General features: G+C 69.5%; 19 protein-coding genes and 1 tRNA gene. 13 read left to right on the plus strand and 7 right to left on the minus strand.

All coding sequences use genetic code 11. From position 1 onward, the window contains the following. The first annotated feature begins 84 nt into the window (after window positions 1-84). The 4 genes from eno to D1J51_RS01115 all read left to right on the plus strand — a co-directional run bounded on the left by eno (window position 85) and on the right by D1J51_RS01115 (window position 3,938). On the plus strand, window positions 85-1,362 hold the full coding sequence (gene eno / locus D1J51_RS01100; protein WP_205547614.1) for a phosphopyruvate hydratase: 1,278 nt from the start codon (window positions 85-87) through the stop codon (window positions 1,360-1,362). A gap of 22 nt (window positions 1,363-1,384) precedes the next feature. Continuing rightward, window positions 1,385-1,936 carry an FtsB family cell division protein gene (locus D1J51_RS01105; RefSeq protein WP_119073325.1) on the plus strand — a complete coding sequence of 184 codons (552 nt, stop codon included), beginning with the start codon at window positions 1,385-1,387 and terminating at the stop codon, window positions 1,934-1,936. After that, window positions 1,933-2,415, plus strand: a complete 483-nt coding sequence (locus D1J51_RS01110; protein ID WP_119073326.1) for a DUF501 domain-containing protein — start codon at window positions 1,933-1,935, stop codon at window positions 2,413-2,415. The genes D1J51_RS01105 and D1J51_RS01110 overlap by 4 nt, the downstream gene beginning before the upstream one ends. 191 nt (window positions 2,416-2,606) lie before the next feature. Next, window positions 2,607-3,938 (plus strand): NAD(P)/FAD-dependent oxidoreductase, encoded by a 1,332-nt coding sequence (locus D1J51_RS01115; RefSeq protein WP_119073327.1) that lies wholly within the window; start codon window positions 2,607-2,609, stop codon window positions 3,936-3,938. Window positions 3,939-4,093: 155 nt separating this feature from the next. Here D1J51_RS01115 and D1J51_RS01120 read toward each other — a convergent pair whose 3' ends face one another. Then, window positions 4,094-5,515 carry a helix-turn-helix domain-containing protein gene (locus tag D1J51_RS01120; protein WP_119073546.1) on the minus strand — a complete coding sequence of 474 codons (1,422 nt, stop codon included), beginning with the start codon at window positions 5,513-5,515 and terminating at the stop codon, window positions 4,094-4,096. Window positions 5,516-5,693: 178 nt separating this feature from the next. On the opposite strand from D1J51_RS01120, the gene D1J51_RS01125 reads away from it, so the two are divergent. Beyond that, complete coding sequence (locus D1J51_RS01125) at window positions 5,694-7,541, plus strand: phosphoenolpyruvate carboxykinase (GTP) (RefSeq protein ID WP_119073328.1); 1,848 nt, start codon at window positions 5,694-5,696, stop codon at window positions 7,539-7,541. Window positions 7,542-7,636: 95 nt separating this feature from the next. Here D1J51_RS01125 and D1J51_RS01130 read toward each other — a convergent pair whose 3' ends face one another. Continuing rightward, window positions 7,637-8,083 carry a hypothetical protein gene (locus D1J51_RS01130; protein ID WP_162903597.1) on the minus strand — a complete coding sequence of 149 codons (447 nt, stop codon included), beginning with the start codon at window positions 8,081-8,083 and terminating at the stop codon, window positions 7,637-7,639. A 149-nt stretch (window positions 8,084-8,232) separates the two neighbouring features. Further along, a tRNA-Leu gene (locus D1J51_RS01135) sits at window positions 8,233-8,306 on the minus strand. A gap of 77 nt (window positions 8,307-8,383) precedes the next feature. Here D1J51_RS01135 and D1J51_RS17760 point away from each other — a divergent pair. The 4 genes from D1J51_RS17760 to D1J51_RS01150 all read left to right on the plus strand — a co-directional run bounded on the left by D1J51_RS17760 (window position 8,384) and on the right by D1J51_RS01150 (window position 11,705). Beyond that, complete coding sequence (locus tag D1J51_RS17760) at window positions 8,384-8,533, plus strand: hypothetical protein (protein WP_162903598.1); 150 nt, start codon at window positions 8,384-8,386, stop codon at window positions 8,531-8,533. A gap of 137 nt (window positions 8,534-8,670) precedes the next feature. Continuing rightward, window positions 8,671-9,240: a LemA family protein gene (locus D1J51_RS01140; RefSeq protein WP_119073330.1), complete on the plus strand. Its 570-nt coding sequence runs from the start codon at window positions 8,671-8,673 to the stop codon at window positions 9,238-9,240. 12 nt (window positions 9,241-9,252) lie between these two features. Next, window positions 9,253-10,125 (plus strand): M48 family metallopeptidase, encoded by an 873-nt coding sequence (locus D1J51_RS01145; RefSeq protein WP_119073331.1) that lies wholly within the window; start codon window positions 9,253-9,255, stop codon window positions 10,123-10,125. A 146-nt stretch (window positions 10,126-10,271) separates the two neighbouring features. After that, on the plus strand, window positions 10,272-11,705 hold the full coding sequence (locus tag D1J51_RS01150; RefSeq protein WP_119073547.1) for an MFS transporter: 1,434 nt from the start codon (window positions 10,272-10,274) through the stop codon (window positions 11,703-11,705). 97 nt (window positions 11,706-11,802) lie between these two features. Here D1J51_RS01150 and D1J51_RS01155 read toward each other — a convergent pair whose 3' ends face one another. From D1J51_RS01155 to D1J51_RS01165, 3 genes are read right to left on the minus strand one after another with little or no spacing between them, the layout of a single operon-like run. Continuing rightward, on the minus strand, window positions 11,803-13,284 hold the full coding sequence (locus D1J51_RS01155; RefSeq protein ID WP_119073332.1) for an aldehyde dehydrogenase: 1,482 nt from the start codon (window positions 13,282-13,284) through the stop codon (window positions 11,803-11,805). Between the two features lie 23 nt (window positions 13,285-13,307). Then, on the minus strand, window positions 13,308-14,195 hold the full coding sequence (dapA, locus tag D1J51_RS01160; RefSeq protein WP_119073333.1) for a 4-hydroxy-tetrahydrodipicolinate synthase: 888 nt from the start codon (window positions 14,193-14,195) through the stop codon (window positions 13,308-13,310). 42 nt (window positions 14,196-14,237) lie between these two features. After that, window positions 14,238-15,602: a flavin monoamine oxidase family protein gene (locus D1J51_RS01165; RefSeq protein ID WP_119073334.1), complete on the minus strand. Its 1,365-nt coding sequence runs from the start codon at window positions 15,600-15,602 to the stop codon at window positions 14,238-14,240. 531 nt (window positions 15,603-16,133) lie between these two features. Here D1J51_RS01165 and D1J51_RS01170 point away from each other — a divergent pair. Continuing rightward, the gene (locus D1J51_RS01170) at window positions 16,134-17,465 is read left to right on the plus strand and encodes an MFS transporter (RefSeq protein ID WP_205547616.1); all 1,332 of its coding nucleotides are present in this window, start codon (window positions 16,134-16,136) and stop codon (window positions 17,463-17,465) included. A 135-nt stretch (window positions 17,466-17,600) separates the two neighbouring features. Further along, the gene (locus D1J51_RS01175) at window positions 17,601-18,272 is read left to right on the plus strand and encodes a GntR family transcriptional regulator (RefSeq protein ID WP_119073548.1); all 672 of its coding nucleotides are present in this window, start codon (window positions 17,601-17,603) and stop codon (window positions 18,270-18,272) included. A 37-nt stretch (window positions 18,273-18,309) separates the two neighbouring features. On the opposite strand, the gene D1J51_RS01180 is transcribed toward D1J51_RS01175, so the two are convergent. Beyond that, entirely contained in the window at window positions 18,310-18,957 is a 648-nt protein-coding gene (locus D1J51_RS01180) for a GntR family transcriptional regulator (protein WP_119073336.1), read from the minus strand. Window positions 18,958-19,136: 179 nt separating this feature from the next. On the opposite strand from D1J51_RS01180, the gene glyA reads away from it, so the two are divergent. Both glyA and D1J51_RS01190 read left to right on the plus strand, forming a co-directional pair. Next, entirely contained in the window at window positions 19,137-20,471 is a 1,335-nt protein-coding gene (gene glyA / locus D1J51_RS01185; RefSeq protein ID WP_119073337.1) for a serine hydroxymethyltransferase, read from the plus strand. 2 nt (window positions 20,472-20,473) lie between these two features. Further along, entirely contained in the window at window positions 20,474-21,691 is a 1,218-nt protein-coding gene (locus D1J51_RS01190) for a sarcosine oxidase subunit beta family protein (protein WP_119073338.1), read from the plus strand. Window positions 21,692-21,695: the final 4 nt, after the last annotated feature.

The following is a 21,695-nucleotide window of genomic DNA, read 5'->3' on the forward strand; positions in this document are numbered from 1 at the left end:
GCGGTTGCCCGGAGAACACCGTAAACTAGGTCGCGGTGCGCGCAGCGCCCGTGATCCCGAAACAACACTCCGAAGGAGCGCATGGTGGCATTTATCGACGCGGTGATCGCCCGAGAGATTCTCGATTCGCGCGGCAACCCGACCGTTGAGGTCGAGGTCGGCCTGACCGATGATTCCGTGGGCCGCGCCGCGGTGCCCTCGGGCGCCTCGACCGGCGCCTTCGAAGCGTACGAACTGCGCGACGGAGAGGAGCGCTATCTCGGCAAGGGAGTCACGAGGGCTGTCGACGCCGTGTTCGACGAGCTCGCCCCCGCCGTCGAGGGCTTCGCCGCCGATGACCAGCGCATCGTCGACGCCGTGCTCAAGGAGGTAGACGGCACCGACAACAAGCAGCGCATCGGCGCGAACGCGATCCTCGGCGTCAGCCTCGCGACCGCGCACGCCGCGGCGGCCTCGGCCGAGCTGCCCCTGTACCGCTACCTGGGCGGCCCGGGTGCGAGCACTCTGCCCGTGCCGCTCATGAACATCATCAACGGCGGTGCGCACGCCGACACGGGCGTCGACATCCAGGAGTTCATGGCGGTGCCGCTCGGCGCCGAGACCTTCTCGGAGGGCCTGCGCTGGGGCGTCGAGGTCTATCACGCCCTCAAGGCGCTGCTCAAGGAGCAGGGACTCGCCACCGCACTCGGCGACGAGGGCGGCTTCGCCCCGGACCTGCCGCACAACTCGGCGGCGCTCGACCTCATCGTCGAGGCGATCGAGCGCGCCGGGCTCGAGCCGGGCCGCGATGTGGCCGTGGCGCTCGACGTCGCGTCGACCGAGTTCTTCGAGAATGGCGTCTACCGGTTCGAGGGCCAGGATCGCTCGGCCGCCGAGATGATCGCGTACTACGCGGACCTGCTCGCCCGATACCCGCTGGTCTCGATCGAGGATCCGCTCGCCGAGGACGACTGGGAGGGCTGGCGGCAGCTCACCGCCGAGCTGGGCGATCGCGTGCAACTCGTGGGCGACGACCTCTTCGTGACCAACCCGGCCCGCCTCGCGGACGGCATCGCTAGGGGCGCGGGAAACTCGCTGCTCGTGAAGGTCAACCAGATCGGCACGCTCACCGAGACGCTCGACGCCGTGCAGCTGGCGCAGCGGTCGGGCTACACCGCGATCCTCTCCCACCGCTCGGGCGAGACCGAGGACGTGACGATCGCCGATCTCGCCGTGGCGACCGACTGTGGTCAGATCAAGACCGGAGCGCCCGCCCGCAGCGAGCGCGTCGCCAAGTACAACCAGCTCCTGCGCATCGAGGAGGAGCTCGGCGCCGCGGCGAGGTACGCGGGTCGCGGCGCGTTCCCGCGATTCGCGGCCTGACCGGTCCCGCACGGAGCGCGCGGTGAGACGCTGGGGCGAGAGGGCCTCCGACGGCCCTGCCTCCGGGGAGGCCGCGCTCGGAACGTGGGCCTCGAGTCTGCGCTTCAGCGGCTTCACCGTGCTCGTCGTGGTGCTGGTGATCGCGGGCGCGCTGATTCTGAGCCCGACCCTCTCCACCTACGTGCAGCAGCGGCGCGAGATCGCCGAGCTGCGCGAGAGCGTGCGCCAGCACCAGGAGGCCGTCAACGAGATCGATGCCGAGCGCGCGAAGTGGAAGGATCCCGTCTACGTGCGCTCCCAGGCCCGCGACCGCCTGTTCTACGTGATGCCGGGCGAGACCCAGCTCAACGTGATCGACGACATCGTGCTGCCCGTCGAGTCCGAGCAGGAGACGAGCGCCCAGCTCTCCCGCATCGAGAGCACCTGGGCGCGCAGCCTCGCGTCCTCCTTCTTGAGTGCCGGGACCACCGACGCGACGCCGGAGGAGCTCGCGGGCGAGGCGGATCCCGGGCAGACCGCGCCGACCGACCCCGCAGCAGACCCCGCCACAGGCACCGAGGAGCCCCAGCCATGAGCCGCCCGCCGTACACCGAACCCACCGAGGCCGACATCGCCGCGGTGAGCGAGCAACTCGGCCGAGAGGCCCGCGGCGTGGTCGGGATCGCGGCCCGGGCCTCGGACGGCAGCCCGGCGGTCGTGGCGACCGCGCCGCGGCTGCCGGACGGATCTCCGTTCCCCACCTTCTACTACCTGTGCCACCCCGAGGCCGTCGCGGCTGCCTCGCGGCTCGAGGCGGCCGGGGTGATGAACGAGTTCAACGAACTGCTGGCCTCGGACGAGGAGGTGCGCGCCCGATACGCGCGCGCACACGGGGCGTACATCGCGGACCGCGACAGCGTGGGCGAGGTACCCGAGCTCTCGGGGGTGAGCGCGGGCGGCATGCCGACGCGCGTCAAGTGCCTGCACGCGCTCATCGGGCACGCGCTGGCTGCCGGGCCCGGAGTGAACCCCATCGGCGATCTCGCGCTCGAGCGGTGCGACTGGGGCGGTTGAGACCGCGGGGCGAGGGCGGCGCACAGGGCTCTCGTCGTCATCGCGTGTTTTTCTCCGGCGTCCCCGCCGATGTGGCGGTGACGGCGGGAAAAACGGGGTAGAGTTGTCTGCGTGGGCGCAAGGCGCCCGCTTTTTTCTGTGCCCGCGAGTCGGGCTCACAATCCCGATCATTGCATCAAGGAGATCGCTTCGTGGCGAAGAAGATTCTGATCGTCGGTGGTGGCTACGCCGGCTTCTACACCGCATGGAAGCTCGAGAAACTGCTGCGGGCGGGCGAGGCCGAGGTGACGATCGTCGACCCCCTGCCGTACATGGCCTACCTGCCGTTCCTGCCCGAGGTGGCGTCGGGCTCGATCGAGCCGCGTCACGCGGTCGTGGCGCGCCGTCGCCACCTGACCAGCACGGCGAACATCGCGGGCAAGGTGACGGGCATCTCCCACGCGGCGAAGACCGCGACCGTCGTTCCCAACGTCGGTGAGCCCTTCGACTTCCAGTACGACCACATCGTCGTCACCACGGGCTCGGTTTCGCGCACGTTCCCCATCGCGGGCATCGCCGACAACGCGATCGGCATGAAGACCATCGAGGAGGCCATCGCGGTGCGCGATCGTCTCGTCGGCAACTTCGAGCGCGCGGCGTCGCTGCCGAAGGGCTCGGACGAGCGCGCCCGCCTGCTCACCGTGACCGTCGTGGGCGGCGGCTTCGCGGGCATCGAGACCATCTCCGAACTGCGGTCCTTCGCGACCTCGCTGCTGCGTCGCTACCCCGAGATCGACTTCGACGAGACCGTCTTCCACCTGGTCGAGGCCATGGGCCGCATCATGCCCGAGGTGTCCGAGAAGACCGCGGACTGGGTGGTCAAGGACCAGACCCGTCGCGGCGTCGAGATCCACCTCGACACGCAGCTCTCGTCGGCCGTCGACGGCAGGATCGAGCTTTCCACCGGCGAGCACTACGAGTCGGACCTCATCGTGTGGACCGCGGGGGTCATGCCCCGCCCGTTCCTGCGCGGCACGGACCTGCCCATCGGACCCCGCGGCCACGTCATCGGCAGCCCCAACCTCCGCATCACCACGGAGGAGGGGCAGGAGCTCGAGGGCGCCTGGACCGCGGGCGATACGTCGCAGGTGCCCGACATCTCGCCGACTCCCGGACCGGGCGGCTTCTGCGTGCCCAACGCGCAGCACGCGGTGCGGCAGGGCAAGCTGCTCGCCAAGAACATCGCCGCCGACCTGCGCGGCGAGGGCGTGCGCGAGTACAACCACAAGAACGCGGGCGCGGTCGCCGGTCTCGGCGTCAACACGGGCGTGTTCCAGTCGGGCGGTTTCGCCCTGAAGGGCTACTTCGCCTGGCTCGCGCACCGGTTCTACCACGGCCTCGCGATCCCCTCGTGGGAGCGCAAGTGGCGCGTGTTCGGCGGCTGGGTGGGCCACTTCTTCCTGGGTCGCGACATCGTCAACATCGAGGCCGCGCAGCGGCCGCGCGAGATCTTCGAGGAGTTCGCCGCCCGCCCCAGGGCGTAGGCGGGATCCGCGCCTGCGGCGCCCTGCGTCCGCGCGCCGTTCAAGCAGGCGACCCGCGCTCAGGAGGACAAGAACTCAGATTCTGTCCTCTCTGAGCGTCGATCGCCCTGTCGGGCTGCGCGGGGCGAGCGTGCGGGGGAGGCTGGGCAGACCGTCTACTCGGCGGGAGCGTGCCTCGAGAGGAACTTGTACATCTCCGTATCGTCGACGCCGGGAAAGCTGCCGGTCGGCAGCGGCGACAGCACGTGCGCGTGCATGCGGGCGCTGGGCCAGGCCTTCCCCTGCCAGCGGGCCAGCAGGTCCGGGCTGGGGGTGCGGCAGCAGCTCTCGTCGGGGCAGGTCGACACGCGGCGCTCGCCCGTGTCGCGCCCGCGGAACCACTTCGCGTCGTCGAAGGGAACGCCGCACGCGATCGCGAACGCTCCCTGCTCGGCCTCCCCGGTCTGCACGCTCGACCAGTAGGTGCCGGCCGGCGTGTCGGTGTACTGGTAGAACTCGCTGGTGCGGTTGGTGCGGTTGAACGCCGTGCGGCCCCCCCACTTGTGGCACAGCGGCTCGCCCTCGATCGATCCGGAGTCGTCGCTGGGGAAGGGCAGGCCGTCGTTCTCGTAGCCGCGCACCAGCGCGCCGGCGCCGTCGGCGCGGTAGTGGTGCACCCGCAGGTCGAGGTGCCGGGTCGCGAGGTTGGTGAAGCGGTGCGCAGCCGCCTCGTGTGTCACCCCGAATGCGTCGCGCAGATCCTCGATCGCCAGATTGCGGTTGCGCTTGGCCTGTTGCAGAGAGTCGACCGCGCGCGCCTCGGGCATGAGGCACGCCGCAGCGAAGTAGTTGATCTGCAGCCGCTGCTCGAGAAACTCCGCGTAGCTCGACGGCTCCGCGTGCCCGAGCACCCGGTGCGCCATGGCCTGCAGCGCGAGCGAGCGCAGGCCGTGACCGCCCGGGATCGACGCGGGCGGCAGGTAGATGCGCCCGTTCTCGAGGTCGGTGATGCTGCGGGTGTTGGAGGGCAGCTCGTCGACGAAGATGAGGGTGAAGCCCAGCAGTTCGGCGGCGATGGCGACCTCGCGGTGCGTGACCGCCCCCGCCCCGTGCCCGATGCGGCGCATGAGGTCGGACGCCACGAGCTCGATCTCGTGGATGTAGTTGTCGCGCTCGCGCATCTGCATCCGGATGGCGGTGTTGGCGCGTCGGGCCTCTTCCGATGTGGTGGCCGCTGCGCGGGATCGCCTCGCGAGTTCGCGGTGCAGGCCGACGAGGGACTCGAGGGTGTCGTCGCCGAGGGTGCGCGGCGCGCGCACGTGCGGGAGGCCCAGGCGCAGATAGCTGGGAGCGCTCTGCGCCCGCTCGAGTTCGATCTCGAGCGCGCTGCGACGATCCGGGGGCTCCCGCTTCAGCAGCTCGGAGGGATCGACCTCGAGCTCGCGGGCCACCGCCTGCAGCAGCCCGAGTCTCGGTTCGCGGCGGCCGTTCTCGACGAGGGAGAGCTGGCTGGCCGCGACGCCCACCCGCTCGCCGAGCTGGTCGAGCGTGAGGCCCGCCCGCGTGCGGAAGTGCCGGAGGCGCTTGCCGAGCAGCATCCGGTCGAGTTCCGCCTCGCTCTGCGTCGGGGTTGCATCGGGAGTCACATCTTGACTATACGGCAAAAATCCTAAAAATTAACACCCGGATTGGTGAGTGAACGATGGATCGCTTGCCGAGAATGGATATGTCACCGATCTTCACCGACACAGTGTGAACCCGAGGAGAGCAACCGTCATGAGCGCCACCCAGGTCATCGAAGCCGAGACCACTATCGCCGATCTCGTGCGTGAGAACGCCACCACGTCCAACGAGGACGTGCTGCGGTGGGTGACCGAGATCGCCGAACTGACCGGACCGGCCGAGGTGATCTGGTGCGACGGCTCGCAGGAGGAGTGGAACCGCATCACGACCGAGATGGTCGAGGCGGGCTCGCTGATCCCGCTCAACAAGGATCTGCGCCCCGGCAGCTTCCTGGCCCGCTCGCACCCCGCCGACGTGGCGCGCGTCGAGGATCGCACCTTCATCTGCTCCGAGACGGAGGAGGACGCGGGCCCGACGAACAACTGGGTCGCGCCCGCCGATATGAAGGCGGAGCTCATGCCGCTCTTCGACGGCTCCATGCGGGGCCGCACGATGTACGTGGTGCCGTTCTCGATGGGCCCGGTCGGCGGCGCCATCACCCAGCTCGGGATCGAGATCACCGACTCGCCGTACGCCGTGCTCAACATGCGCATCATGACGCGCATGGGCCAGACCGCCCTCGACGGCATCACCCCGGGCAGCGAGTGGGTGCGCACCGTGCACTCGGTCGGCGCTCCGCTCGAGGCGGACGCGATCGACGTCGCGTGGCCCTGCAACGACACCAAGTACATCTCCCACTTCCCGGAGACCCTCGAGGTGTGGTCGTACGGCTCCGGCTACGGCGGCAACGCCCTGCTCTCGAAGAAGTGCTTCGCGCTGCGCATCGCCTCGGTGATGGGCCGCAACGAGGGGTGGCTCGCCGAGCACATGCTGCTGCTCAAGCTCACCGACACCGCGACCGGCAAGGCCTACCACCTCTCGGCGGCGTTCCCCTCCGCCTGCGGCAAGACCAACCTCGCCATGCTGCAGCCGACCATCCCCGGTTGGAAGGTGGAGACCATCGGCGACGACATCGCGTGGCTGCGCCCCGGCAAGGACGGGCGGCTCTACGCCATCAACCCCGAGGCCGGCTTCTTCGGCGTCGCCCCCGGCACCGGCGAGTCGACCAACCCGGTGGCCATGGAGACGCTCTGGGGCAACACCGTCTTCACCAACGTCGCGCTGACCGACGACGGCGACGTGTGGTGGGAGGGCAAGACCGACGAGGTGCCCGCGCACCTGATCGACTGGCAGGGCAACGACTGGACGCCGGACGCGGATCGCCCCGCCGCGCACCCCAACTCGCGCTTCACCGTGCCGATCCAGCAGACCCCGACGCTCGCGCAGGACTGGTACGAGCAGGACGGCGTGCCCCTCGACGCGATCCTGTTCGGCGGCCGCCGCGCCACCAACGTGCCGCTCGTCGCGCAGTCGATGTCGTGGGAGCACGGCGTGTTCATGGGCGCCACCATCTCCTCGGAGAAGACGGCCGCCCAGGAGGGCACGGTGGGCGAGCTGCGCCGCGATCCCTTCGCCATGCTGCCCTTCTGCGGGTACAACATGGCCGACTACTGGGGCCACTGGCTCGAGATGGGCGAGAGGCTCGGCGACAGGGCGCCGCAGATCTTCCAGGTCAACTGGTTCCGCAAGGGCGCCGACGGCCGCTTCCTGTGGCCCGGCTTCGGCGACAACTCGCGCGTGATCGACTGGATCATCCGCCGCGTCGAGGGCGAGGCCCGGGGGCGCGAGACCCCGATCGGCACCGTGCCCGCCGCGGGAGAGCTCAACCTCGACGGCATCGAGGTGCCCGAGACCGCCCTCGAGGAGCTGTTCTCCATCGACCCGGCGTCGTGGCTCGCCGAGGCCGACCTCACCGAGGAGTTCTTCGCGCGGTTCGGCGACCGCGTGCCGGCGGCGCTGCGAGGGCAGCTCGCCGGTCTGCGCGAGCGCCTCGGCGCGTAACCCGCGCCCCCGAACCAGTAAGCCCCGCCGTTCTGCCCGACGGCGGGGCTTGCTCTGTGCGGCATCGGCCGACTGCCGTCGAGGCGGCTCCCCGTTCAGGGGATCGTGATGACGACGGTCGGGGATGCGGACGGATACCCCGGGGACGTCGCGGTGACCGTGACGGCAGCCGACGCCTGGGTCGGGCCGACGCAGGAGAAATAGATGACGTTGTTGCTCGAGCCTGCCGGCAGGTCCCGGGTCAGGTAGCCCCCGTCCGCCGTCCAATCGGCGGTCCACGACCCGGGGGTGACGCTCGCTACTCGGATGCCGGCGCCGAACTGGGTGGGGATGAACACGGTCATGCGCAGGACTGCTGCGGTCGGGTTGTTCGCGGTGAAGATCATGTCGGCAGTACCGGTGCTGTACCGGTACGCCTGCAGGTCTACGTCCAGACCGAGCGTCGAGGCGGCACTCATCGGAGTCGCGACGGCGAGCGCGACCACCGGCGCTGACCACGCCGCGGTCTTCAGCACAGCCCGACGCCCGATCTCTTCCCCCACGAGGCCATATTGTGTCAGCGGTGGCAAACCCTGTCAACGCCGAAATCACCCGGTGGATCGCGTCAGTACGCCCCCGGATGTCGGCGGCGAGCACGGCGCGATTGCGTGCGTCGACGCGCAGCCGTGAGGGCCTGATCGCGTGTTCCGAGTCCCCCCACTGGGATTCGAACCCAGACTGTGCCGATTTTAAGTCGGCTGCCTCTGCCGGTTGGGCTATGGGGGGCAACGTCTATCCTCCCACGGCCGCCGCCCCGAGGCCGTTGCGAAAGCCACTCCTCGAGTGCCCGGTAGGCTGGGAGGGTGGGATTCGCCAAGTTCGTGCTCGTCGCGCTGATCGTCGTCGTGGTGCTGCTCACCGTGTACCTGCGGGTGCGTGCGTGGCGCGCGCGTCGCGCCGCGGAGCGAGCGGCTTGGGAGGCGGAGATCGAGCGGGATCTGCGCGACGGGTGACGACGAGCGCAGACGAGCGCGCGGGTGCTGCGAGGAGCACCCGGCGGCATGCGTCTCGCCGGCGCCGCCCTCGGGACTGCGCCGGACGCGGCAGCGAAGCACAGGGCTTTCCTGGGCGAAACGGATAGGATGCGCCCATGACTGGTGGATTGATTGCCGCGCTCATCGCGGCCGGTGTTCTCGTCCTGCTGATCGGGTACGTCTGGATCACTTACAACTCCCTCGTCACGCTGCGCGTGCGCGTCGATGAGGCATGGAGCGACATCACCGTGCAGTTGAAGCGCCGGGCCGACCTCATTCCAGCGCTCATCGAGACGGTCAAGGGCTACGCCGCCCACGAGAGGGGCGTCTTCGAGGCGGTGACGAAGGCGCGCGCGGAGACCATCTCCGCCGAGGGCCCCGCCGAAGCGTCGGTCGCCGAGAACCACATGCAACAGGCGCTCAAGAGCATCTTCGCGGTCGCCGAGGCGTATCCCCAGCTGCAGGCGAGTCAGAACTTCCTGCAGCTGCAGAGCGAGCTGGTCGACACGGAGAACAAGATCCAGGCCGCCCGGCGCTTCTACAACGGCGGTGTGCGCGAGTACAACACCAAGATCCAGGTGTTCCCGAACACCGTCTTCGTGCGTGCGATGGGCTTCACCGAGCGCGAGTTCTTCGAGGTGGACGACGTCGCCTCGATCTCGGAGCCGCCGCGCATCCAGTTCTAGTCGGGGCGGGCCGTGTACAGCGCCATACGCCGCAACAAGGTCAACAGCTTCCTCATCATCCTGCTGTTCGTCGCCGTCGTGGGCGGGCTGGGTTGGCTCGCGTCGTACATCTACGACTCGACGGGCGTCGTCATCGCGGTGGTGGCCTTCGCCGTCGCGTACGCCGCGTTCCAGTACTTCGCGGCCGGGCGGCAGGCCATCTCGATGAGCGGGGCGAAGCGCATCACCGAGGCCGACAACCCGCGCCTCTACCGCATCGTCGAGAACCTGTCGATCACCACCGGCACCCCCATGCCGGAGGTGTACGTGGTGAGCGATCCGGCGCCGAACGCCTTCGCGACGGGGCGGGATCCCGAGCACGCGATGGTCGCGGCCACCACGGGCTTGCTCGAGATCATGACCGACTCGGAGCTCGAGGGCGTCATGGCGCACGAGCTGGGTCACGTGCGCAACTACGATATCCGCGTTTCGATGATCGTCTACGGTCTCGTGGTCGCCGTCGGCATGATCTCCGATGTGCTCGTGCGCATGGCCTTCTTCGGCCGCAGCAACAACAACGGCAACCCGGTGATGCTGATCTTCGGGCTCGTTGCGATGATCGTCGCCCCGCTCATCGCCACGATCGTGCAGCTCGCCGTCTCCCGGCAGCGGGAGTACCTCGCCGATGCGACCGGCGTGCTCACGACCCGCCACCCGGAGGCCCTCGCGAGCGCGCTGCACAAGCTCTCCGAGCACGGCCGGCCGCTGCAGAAGCAGCAGTCGAGCATGGCGCACCTGTGGATCGCCGACCCGCTCAAACCGGGCGTCGTGCAGCGGCTCTTCGCCACGCACCCGCCGATCCCGGATCGCATCCGGAGGCTGCTCGACATGGGCGGCAAGTTCTAGGCTCCGGCTCGGTCGGGCGGGCGAAGCCCGTCGGGACCGGTGCGACCGGATCGGCCTCGGCGCTGCGCCCTCTGCGCGGGGGTTCTGCGCGGGGGTAGGGTAGACGGGGATGCCAAGCCGAGGAGGTCGCCCGCTCCGTGTCGAACATGTTCCGCTCGCTCGCCGTACGCAACTACCGCATCTGGTTCGTCGGCGCGCTCGTCTCGAACATCGGCGCGTGGATGCAGGCGACCACTCAGAACTGGGTGGTGCTCACCGAGCTCACCGACAACAACGCTTCGGCGGTCGGCATCACCATGGCGCTGCAGTTCGGCCCGCAGCTGCTGCTCGTGCCGTTCAGCGGAGCGGTGGCGGATCGCTTCGACCGGCGGCGCGTGCTGCTCGTCACGCAGTCGCTGCTGATGCTGCTCGCGGTGGGTCTGGGCGTGCTGCTCGTCACCGGGCAGGCGCACCTCTGGCATCTGTACGGCTTCGCGCTCGCGCTCGGCATCGTGAACGCCTTCGATACGACCTCGCGGCAGGCGTTCGTCTCCGACCTCGTCGGCACGAGTCAGCTCTCCAACGCGGTGGCGCTCAACTCGGCCTCGTTCAACTCGGCGCGGCTCGTCGGCCCGGCGGTGGCGGGCGTGCTCATCGCGGTGGTCGGCTCGGGCTGGGTGTTCCTCATCAACGCGGCCTCGTTCCTCGCGGTGCTCGGCGCGCTGCTGCTCATCGACGCTCGCCCGGCGCCGGCGCCGGCCTCGTCTCGCCGCGAATCGCAGCTGCGTCAGCTCTCGGCGGGCTTCCGCTACGTGCGCCGGCGCCACGACCTGCTGGTGATCTTCGTGATCGTGTTCCTCGTCGGCGCGTTCAGCATGAACTTCCCGGTCATCTCGTCGACCATGGCGGTCGAGTTCGGGCGGGGGGCGAGCGACTACGGCCTGCTCTCGTCGATCCTCGCGGTCGGCTCGCTCGCGGGCGCCCTGCTCTCGGCGCGGCGTCCGGATGCCCGCATGCGCGTCATCATCATCGCCGTCGGCGGCGTCGGCGTCGTGAGTCTCGTGGCCGCCTTCATGCCGACCTTCTGGAGCTTCGCCGCGACGCTCGTGTTCTTCGGCCTCGCGATCTCGACGATGCTCACCACCGCCAACGGCTTCGTGCAGACCACGGCGGACCCGGCGGTGAGAGGGCGCGTGCTCGCGCTCTACATGGCCATCCTCATGGGAGGCACTCCGGTGGGCGCGCCGCTCGTGGGGGTGGCGGCCGACGCGCTCGGACCCAGGTCGACGCTCATCATCAGCGCTGCGGCCGGCCTGCTCGCCTTCGGGGTCGGGATCGCCTGGTTGTTCACGGATCGGCGCCTGCGCTTCCACCGCGAGCGCGGACTGCACTTCGCCGTCACGCACGCGGGGCGGCCGGGGCTCGACGATGACCCGGGCAAGCAGACGGAGACGCTCACGGCGCCGATCTCGATCCTGCGACGCGGCGATGCGGCGCTCGGGGCGGGGGAGTCGGCGCCGATCGAGGGATCGAGCGCCTCGGCTACGGGCGCGATCCGGGTCGATGACGGAGAGGACCCGGAGCGGCCCCCCGCGAAGTGAGCCGGGTGGCGGCGCTCGGGCGTCTCACGAAGGCGACCAGGAATCGCAACGGGCCGCCGGATGCGGCCTCGCGCTGTCGTGCTCGTTTGGGTCTGCGTCAGTCGAGGTCGAGCCAGATGGTCTTCAGCTGCGTGTACTGGTCGTGGGCGTGGGTCGAGTTGTCGCGGCCGCCGAAGCCCGACTGCTTGTAGCCGCCGAACGGGGTGGTGATGTCGCCCTCGCCGAAGCTGTTGACGGTGACGGTGCCGGCTCGCAGCATGCGTGCGCCGCGGAGGGCGCGTTTGCCGTTGGCGGAGAAGATCGAGGCCGCGAGGCCGTACTCGGTGTCGTTGGCGACCGCGATGGCCTCTTCGAAGGTGTCGACCGTGATCACGCTGAGGATCGGGCCGAAGATCTCCTCGGTCGCCAGACGGGAGCCGTGTGCGGTCTCGACGATCGTGGGTTCGACGAACCCCTCGGCCGGGATGCCGCCGCCCAGTATGACGGTCTCGTCGTTCGCGAGATCCAGGTAGCCGCCGACCTTCTCGAAGTGCGTCTCCGAGACCAGGGCCCCGACCCGCACGGCCGGGTCGAGCGGGTCTCCGACGCGCCACTGCGCGGCCGCGGCCTCGACGCGTTCGAGCAGGCGATCCCTGATGCCGCGCTGCACGATCAGGCGCGACGCGGCGGAGCAGTTCTCGCCCATGTTCCAGAAGGCCCCGTTGACGACGTGCTCGGCCACGGCGTCGAGATCCTCGGCGTCGTCGAGCACCACGCAGGGGTTCTTGCCGCCGAGCTCGAGCACGATGTCCTTGATGTTGCTGTCGGCTGAGTAGTGCAGGAAGCGGCGCCCAGTCGCGGTCGAGCCGGTGAAGCTCACCATGTCGATGCCGGGGTGCAGCCCGATCGGCCGGCCGACCTCGGATCCCGAGCCCGGTACGACGTTCAGCACGCCCGCCGGGATCCCGGCCTCCGCGGCCAGCTCTGCGACGCGCAGCGCGGTCAGCGTCGTCTCGCCGGCCGGCTTGAGCACCACCGAGCAGCCGGCGGCCAGGGCCGGTCCGATCTTCCAGGCGAGCATGAGCAGGGGGAAGTTCCAAGGCAGTACGAGGCCGACGACGCCGACCGGCTCGCGCACGACCATCGCGATGTGGGAGTCGGAGGCGGGGGAGACCTGGTCGTAGATCTTGTCGATCAGTTCCGCGTGCCACCTGATGACCGAGATCGTCTCGGGCACGTCGACGGTCTCGCAGTCGAGGATCGTCTTGCCGCTGTCGATGCTCTCCATGACCGCCAGTTCGCGCGCGTGCTCCTCCAGGAGCGACGCGAGCCGCAGCAGAGCGTCCTTGCGCTCGGCCGGGTGCAGCCGCGACCAGCGGCCGTCATCGAACGATGCGCGTGCGGCCGCGACCGCGAGGTCCACGTCCTCGGCCGCGCAGGCGGCGATCTCGGTCAGGGGCGCGCCCGTCGCGGGATTGACGGTGCCGAAGGTCCTCCCCGACAGCGCAGGCCGGAAGGCCCCGTCGATGAAGGCCTCTCCCGGCAGGGTCAGACCCGCAGCTATCTCACGGTACTCCTCCATGCTGAGCAGCTCACTCATGGTCTGCGTCTCCTCTCCGGTGGTCAGTTCGCCTGGAACGGTGCGAGCGCGGCCTCGATGCGGTTCCGCACCTCCGCCGTGGCGGGGGCGAGTGGCGCGCGCGGGAGGCCGACGGGCAGGCCCCGCAATTCGAGCCCGGCCTTGACGGCCTGGATGAAGGGAGCCGATAGCATGGCGTCGATGACCGGGTAGAGCCGTCGCCACTCGTCGAGCGCGCCGTCGAGATCGCCGGCTCGGATCTTGCCCGCGACGGCGACGATCTCCTCCGGCACGACGTTGGCCGCTCCCGCCATGACGCCCGCGGCGCCCTCGGCCAGCGCGCCGAAGAGGTAGCTGTCCCAGCCGATGAAGGTGCCGATCTCGTCGCCGTGGTGGTGGATCAGCTGGAGCGCCTGCTCCCAGTCGGCCGACGAATCCTTGACGTATCTGACGTGCGGTATCTCGGCGGCGAGGGAGGCGATGGTGTCCGGATCGAGGTTGACCCCGGTAGCGGCGGGGATGTTGTAGAGCATGATGGGGATCTCGACCGCCGCCGCGACGTCCTTGATGTAGCTCACCGTCTCCTCGAGGCTCAGCGGCTCGTAGTAGGGCGTGACGAGCATCAGCACGTCGGCGCCGCCCGCCTGCGCGGCGCGGGAGAGGCTGATCGCGGCTCTCGTGGTCGTGGCGCCGGTCTGGGCGATCACCGGAACGCGGCCGGCGGTGTGCTCGATCACGGTGTCCACGAGCAGCCGGCGCTCGTCCGAGTCGAGGGCCGAGAACTCGCCGGTGGAGCCTCCGGCGACGACGCCGTCGACCCCGGCGTCGACGGACCGGTCGACGACCTTGCGCAGCAGGCGGAGGTCGAGGTTCTCGTCGGCGTCGAACGGGGTGGCCAGGGCGGTGAGCACACCGCTGAGGTTCTGTGTCATGGGGTGTCCTGTTCGGTTGCTGGTGGATGGAGCGGTCGGGGTTCAGAGCAGTGCGCGCGACTGGCGCTCGGATGCGAGGGCGCTCATCGCGCGCTGGGCGGCGGTGAAGCCGGAGGAGATCGCGGTCTCCGTGTAGAGGGTGCCGAGGAAGTCGCCAGCCAGGAAGATCCGGTCGGTCGGGCGGGTGAGCGCGGGCTGCAGCTTTCTGCGTCCGGGGAAGCAGTAGGGGGAGCCGAACTCGAACTTCTCGATGCGCGCCTCGGTTACGAGCCCGCGGAAACCGGGGAAGATCTCGTCGAGGTCCCTGAGATGGATGTCGATGATCTCGTCCTCGGGAAGGTCGAACAGTCTGCGCCCGAGGCTCGCGGGCGAGAAGGTCATCATGCTGCCTCCGCGGCGGCGGGCGGAGGAGGCCCCGTGCACGAGATTGCCCTGGTTGAGGGCGACGGTGAAGGAGCGGTTGGGCGTCGCGATGCCGTAGATGCGGTCGTAGGGCATCGGGTCCTCCTCGTCGGTGAGGAATGCGCCCGCGACGTGGGGGCCGTACTCGATCCTGGAGAGCGCATCGCGCAGCTCCTCCGGCAGATCGACCGCGATGCGGCGGGTGATCGGCGCGGGCGTCGCGATCACGGCCGTGCGCGCGGCGACCTCGTGCGCGCTGCCGTGCTGCGTGTAGCGGACCACCACGTGATCGGCGTGCGAGACGACCTCCTCGACCCGCGCGCCGAGGTCGACGCGCTCCCGCACCGTCTGGGCGATGCCCTCGGTCATCGTCGAGGCTCCTCCGACGATCGCGTTGCCGAGCCCCTGTCCGATGTCCCAGATGAGGCTGAAGTAGCCGATGCCGGCGCCGGCGGCGATCTGATCGGGGTCAGCGGTCGAGCGCATGACGACGGGAAAGTAGAAGTCTTTCGCCGCCTTCGGGATGTCGCCCATGTACTCTGCGAAGGTGCGGTCGTTCTCGAAGTCGAAGATGCGCTGCTGCCTGTCCTCGGGCGACTCGCCGGAGCGCGTGCGCACGGCCGCCGCGTAGCGGAGCACGTCGACGCTGAGCCTGGTGCCGGCCCTGAGGATCGCGAACCGATCCGACGCGCTCATCGGGATCCGGAGCGGGTAGGCCTGGATCGGCCCGCTCGTCAAGAACTTTCCGTTCATGGCCATGCCCTGGAGTGAACCGGGGATGCGCATCGCGCGGGTGCCGGTCTCGGAGAGGAGCTGCTGGGTGGAGCTGCCCTCGCCCGCGTACATGTGCCCGCCCCAGTTGAGCACGTAGGGGCCGCGCGTCTCGCTGTGGACCCGCCCGCCCACGCGTCCGGCGGCCTCGAGCACCTGGATGTCCCAGTGCCGGAGCCGCCAGGCGGCGGAGAGGCCCGCGAGGCCCCCACCGATGATGATGGTGTCCTTCATTGGACCGCCTTTCGAGTGGAGCGCGGGCGAGGATGGCTGCGACGACGCCCGGATGCGATGTCGATCCGGGATACTCTGGCGCACGAAGATGATCAAGGATCATCTATTGGCTTCAATGATGTGGTTTTCCGGGGAGTGTGTCAAGCGAGCCAGCAGGGTGCTGCTGAAGCCCGTGATGTTCGCCAGTACGGCGAGTCGCTCGACGCCGCATTCGCGCCGCTGGGGTTGACAGGCGTGCGGACGTACCCGATGATTGGTCGCGGATGATCAAAGATCATTCATGTAGTCGATTGACGGACGCGATGAGGTGGCTGTTCCGCCTCGACTGTTTCTCTTTTGGCCGCAGGCCCACCCCCGCCGGGGCGCGGGCTGAGCACCCATATTTCGATCAACAATGCGCGATGAGGCGCTCGGGACTCGTGCGGGCCGTTGCGCAGGAAGGGCAGCACCATGAATAGACCCCTCGATGACGTGGGCTCCATCAGCGACGCGAGAACCGGTGACTCCACTCCTCGGTTCAAGCGTCGCTTCATGGCGAGGCTCATCGCCGTGCTCGTCGGCGGCATGATCCTCGACGGTTACATCCTGGGCATCCTGGGGCCGATCACCGGCTTGATCCGCGAGGACGCTCGGCTCGACGACTTCTGGATCGGGGCGATCGCGGCCGCTCCGCTCTTCGGGATCTTCGTCGGCTCGCCGCTGGCCGGTTGGGCCACGGACAAGTTCGGTCGCAAGCCTATGTTCATCGTCGACATGGGGCTCTTCCTCGTCGCCTCGGCCCTGCAGTTCTTCGTGTCCTCGGGCGACGCGGCCGCTGTGCAGCTGTTCGCGATCCGGTTCCTCATGGGCGTCGCGATCGGCGGCGAGTACGCGATCGGGTGGCCGCTCATGTCGGAGTTCGCGCCGCCCAAGCTCCGGGGGCGCCTCCTCGGCGTGACCGTGGTCGCCTGGTACGTCGGCTTCATGATCGCGTTCGTCGTCGGCACCTCCATGCAGCAGGCCGGAGTGCCGTGGCGGATCATCCTCGGCTCCAGCACCCTGCTCGCACTCGTCCTGTTCCTCGCGCGACTCGGCCTCCCCGAATCGCCGAGCTGGCTCATCACCAAGGGGCGCCGCGATGAGGCGCTGGTCGTCGCGCGGCGCTACATCGGATCCTCGGAGATGCACGAGAGCATCACCCAGGAGATCGACCTGAGGATGATCCAGGAGGCGCGGGCCGCCAAGGAGCAGCGAGTGCTCAGGAGCGCCTCGTTCGGCACCCTGTTCTCGCCCGGTTACTGGCGCGCGACGCTCTTCACCGCCGGCTTCTGGCTCTGCGCGGTGACGCCGTACTTCGCGATCGCGACGTTCGCCGTCGAGGTGCTCAAGAAGTACGGCCTCGACAACGAGTGGGTCAGCGGCGTGGGGCTATCGGCGCTCGCGGCTGCCGGCGTCGTCACGAGCGTGCTGCTCGTCGACAAGGTCGGCCGGCGCGTGCTCACGGTTCCCACGCAGTGGGCGGCCACGGTGCTGCTGCTGGTCATCGGTCTCTGGTCGGGCGCGCCGCCGGCGCTGGTGCTCACGATGTTCCTGGCGTTCTCGTTCATCAACGCGATGTACAACACGCTCACGCAGATCTACCCCTCGGAGCTGTTCCCCAGCGAGGTGCGAGGCATCGGCATGGGGTTCGCCGCCGCGATCAGCCGGATCGGCGCCGCGCTGGGCACATTCGCGCTGCCGTGGTCGATGACGAATCTCGGGGCGAGCACCACCATGGTCATCGCGGCGGTCATCGCGCTCGCCGGCGCGCTGCTCTCGCAGTGGCTCGCGCCCGAGACGAAGGGCAAGACGCTGGCCGAGACGGCTCAGGGCTTCTCGCACTGACCCCGGGGCCGCCTGCTTGAATCGGGGTGGCCCGGGATCCGCGCGGATTCCAGGCGGCCCCGTCCGAGGCGGCCGGTCGATGGAGCCCTCCTCGATGCGCGGATCCTCCGTCGGAGCTGGGCTAAAATGGCCATCATGGCTCTGGAGAGGATCGACGCGACGCCGCGCGTGGGGGACCGCGCGTTCGATGTGCTCCACTCCGCCATCATGAGCGGCCGGTTCCCGCCGGGTCAGCGCCTGCAGCCGGGGGAGCTCTCGGCCCAGCTCGGCATCAGCACGATGCCGATCCGGGAAGCGGTCAAGCGGCTCAAAGCCCTGGGGCTCGTCGAGGATCTGCCGCACCGCGGCACCGTGGTGAAGGTGCTGAGCGGTGAGGAGCTGCTGCACATCTATCAGGTGAGGGCGGTGCTCGAGATCGAGGCCACGAGGCTCGGGGCGCCGCACATGACAGAGGAGGCCCTGCTCGACGCGGAGGTCGCGTATGCGCAGATGGCGCGTGCGCTGCAGAGGCAGGACGTCGTGGAGTACACCGATCGCGACGAGGAGATCCTCGCGCTGGTGTACGAGGCTTCGGGCAATCCCGTGCTCCTCGAGACCATCCGCCATCTGTGGTCGCGCTGCCGCTCGTTCAAGATCGTGGGAGTGCGCCAGCAGATCGAGTCGGGCGAGCGGGAGCCGCTGCTCGTGCACCAGCGACGTCTCATCGAGGCGATCCGCCGGGGCGATGCCGCTGAGGCGGGCCGGATCACGGCAGAGTCGCTCGACGCGGCGATCGAGCGGATCACGAGCGCGATCGACGAGGGGTAGCGGGTCGCGAGGGCGGCCCCGGGGGCACCGCCGCCCGTTACAGCACCGAGCGCACCGTGTCCTCGAAGTGTCGCACGTGCGCCTCGGAGAGCGCAGCGGCGCGATCAGCGTCCCCGTCGAGGATCGCGCGCAGCAGCTCGACGTGCTCGCCCACGTGCGCGCTGATGTCGGGGATCCGATCGCGGACCAGGCCCCAGATGCGGGTGGCGAGATCATCGAGCCGTGTGAGCGTGGCCGCGAGGTGGTGATTGCCCACCGCGCGGTAGACGAGTCGATGCACCCTGAGGTCGTGCTCGAGCATCCGTCGCTGATCGGCGCCGGAGCCGACCCCCTCCAGCTCGCGCACGACGGCCTCGAACTCGAGTCGCAGCTCCGGGTCGAGCGCCGCCGCGGCCGCCTTGCGCGCGGCGAGCGGTTCGAGCACCTCGCGCATCTCCGAGATCTCGGCCAGGTCGGTGATGTCGACACCGGTGGCGAAGGTGCCGCGGCGGGGATAGAAGGCGACGAGGCGGTCGCTCTCGAGTCGCTTGAGGGCTTCGCGAATGGGGGTGCGACCGAGGCCGAGCTCCGAGCTGAGCGCAACCTCGTTGATCGCGTCTCCGGGGGCGATGTCGAGCAGGATGAGCCGGTGCTTCAACTCGCGGTAGGCGCGGTCGGCCTTCGACTCCTCGGTCGTCGGCTTCATGGCGGTCCTCGTGATCGTGCGGTCGCAGCCCGGGCGGGCGCGGTTTCGAGAGTCGTGCGCCCCCGACTCGCGGCTTGACGCTGCTGCTCGCTTCGAATACTCTACAAGAGGCCGACTGATATATGAGTTGACGATCAGAGTGGCGCTGCGGATCCCGCCCCTGAGACGAAGGAGTTCCCATGACACGGTCCCCGGTATTCGCCCCGCGCCTTCCGCGCGAGCTCGACGCGCCGATCGCGGAGCTCGACCCGGAGATCGCGATGCGGATCGACGCGGAGCTCGCGAGGCAGCGCAGCGGACTCGAGATGATCGCGTCCGAGAACCACACCGCACGAGCCGTCATGCAGGCGCAGGGCTCGGTGCTCACCAACAAGTACGCCGAAGGGTATCCCGGGCGTCGGTACTACGGCGGCTGCGAGGAGGTCGACGCCATCGAGACCCTCGCCATCGGCCGCGCCAAGGAGCTCTTCGGTGCCGCTTTCGCCAACGTGCAGCCCCACTCGGGGGCGCAGGCGAACGCATCGGTCATGCACGCGCTCATCCGGCCGGGCGACACCGTGCTGGGGCTCGACCTCGCGCACGGCGGCCACCTCACCCACGGCATGAAGCTCAACTTCTCGGGCAGGCTGTACAACATCGTGCCCTACGGCGTCGACGCCGAGACCCACCGCGTCGACATGGTCGAGGTCGAGCGCCTGGCGGAGGAGCACCGTCCGCGGCTCATCATCGCGGGCTGGTCGGCCTACCCCCGGCAGCTCGACTTCGAGCGGTTCCGCAGCATCGCCGACGAGGTGGGCGCCCTGCTCATGGTGGACATGGCCCACTTCGCCGGTCTCGTCGCCGCAGGCCTCCATCCGAGCCCGGTGCCGCACGCGCACGTGACCACCTCGACCACCCACAAGACGCTCGGCGGGCCCCGCGGCGGCATCATCCTCACGAACGACGCGGACATCGCCAAGAAGGTCGACTCCGCTGTGTTCCCGGGGCAGCAGGGCGGGCCGCTCGAGCACGTCATCGCGGGCAAGGCGGTGTCGTTCAAGATCGCCGCGAGCGACGGCTTCGCGGAGCGGCAGCGGCGCACCCTCGAGGGAGCCCGGATCCTCGCTGAGCGGCTCTCCCGGCCCGACATCGCCGATCGCGGCGTCTCGGTGCTCACCGGCGGCACCGACGTGCACCTCGTGCTCGTCGACCTGCGCCGCTCCGAGCTCGACGGGCGGGCCGCCGAGGATCTGCTGGCCGCGATCGACATCACCGTCAACCGCAACGCTGTTCCGTTCGACCCGCGCCCGCCCATGGTCACCTCGGGCCTGCGCATCGGCACACCCGCGCTCGCGACGCGCGGGTTCGGCGACGAGGCCTTCGCCGAGGCGGCTGACGTCATCGCCGAGGCGCTCGTCGAGGGCACGGAGCCGGGCGGCCCCGACGCCGAGGCGCTCGCACTCCTGCGCGATCGCGTGCGCGCTCTCGCCGACGCGCATCCCCTCTACCCCGCACTCGACCCGATGGGAGCGTAGTCATGGCCGATCTGCTACCTGAGCACCCGGACTTCCTCTGGCGCAACCCCGACCCCGGGCCCGGCTACGACGCGGTGATCGTGGGCGGCGGCGGCCACGGTCTCGCCACCGCCTACTATCTGGCGAAGAACCACGGCATGACGAACATCGCCGTGCTCGAGCGGGGCTGGCTCGCGGGCGGCAACATGGCCCGCAACACCACCATCATCCGCTCCAACTACCTGTGGGACGAGTCCGCGGGGATCTACGAGCACTCGCTCAAGCTCTGGGAGCGCTTGCCGGAGGAGCTCGAGTACGACTTCCTGTTCTCGCAGCGCGGCGTGATGAACCTCGCGCACACGCTGCAGGACGTGCGCGAGTCGCAGCGGCGCGTGAACGCCAACGTGCTCAACGGCGTCGACGCCGAGTGGCTGACACCCCACCAGGTCAAGGAGCTCTGCCCCATCATCAACATCGGCGACGACCTGCGCTACCCGGTGATGGGCGCCACCTACCAGCCTCGAGCGGGGATCGCGAAGCACGATCACGTGGCGTGGGCCTTCGCCCGCAAGTGCGACGAGATGGGTGTCGACATCATTCAGAACTGCGAGGTCATGGGCTTCGTCAAGGAGGGCGACCGCGTGGTCGCCGTCGAGACCAGCCGTGGCCGCATCGAGGCGAAGAGGGTGGGCCTCGCGGCCGCCGGCAACTCGTCGGTGCTCGCCGATCTGGCCGGCTTCAGGCTGCCCATCCAGTCGCACCCCCTGCAGGCGCTCGTCTCGGAGCTCTTCGAGCCGGTGCACCCGACCGTCGTCATGTCGAACCACGTGCACGTCTACGTGTCGCAGGCGCACAAGGGGGAGCTGGTGATGGGCGCCGGCATCGACGCGTACAACGGGTACGGGCAGCGCGGCGGCTTCCACGTGGTCGAGGAGCAGCTCGCCGCCGCCGTCGAGCTCTTCCCCGTCTTCGCCCGCGCGCACCTGCTGCGCACCTGGGGCGGCACCGTCGACGTGACCCTCGACGCCTCCCCGATCGTCTCCGCCACCCCGATCGACGGCATGTACGTCAACTGCGGCTGGGGTACCGGCGGGTTCAAGGGCACGCCGGGAGCCGGCTTCACGTTCGCGCACACCATCGCGACGGGCGAGGCGCACCCGCTCAACGCCCCGTTCTCGCTCGAGCGCTTCGAGACCGGCCACCTGATCGACGAGCACGGCGCCGCGGCCGTCGCCCACTGAGAGA

This window comes from Leucobacter sp. wl10 (genome assembly GCF_003569785.1).
Classification (GTDB): Bacteria; Actinomycetota; Actinomycetes; order Actinomycetales; family Microbacteriaceae; genus Leucobacter.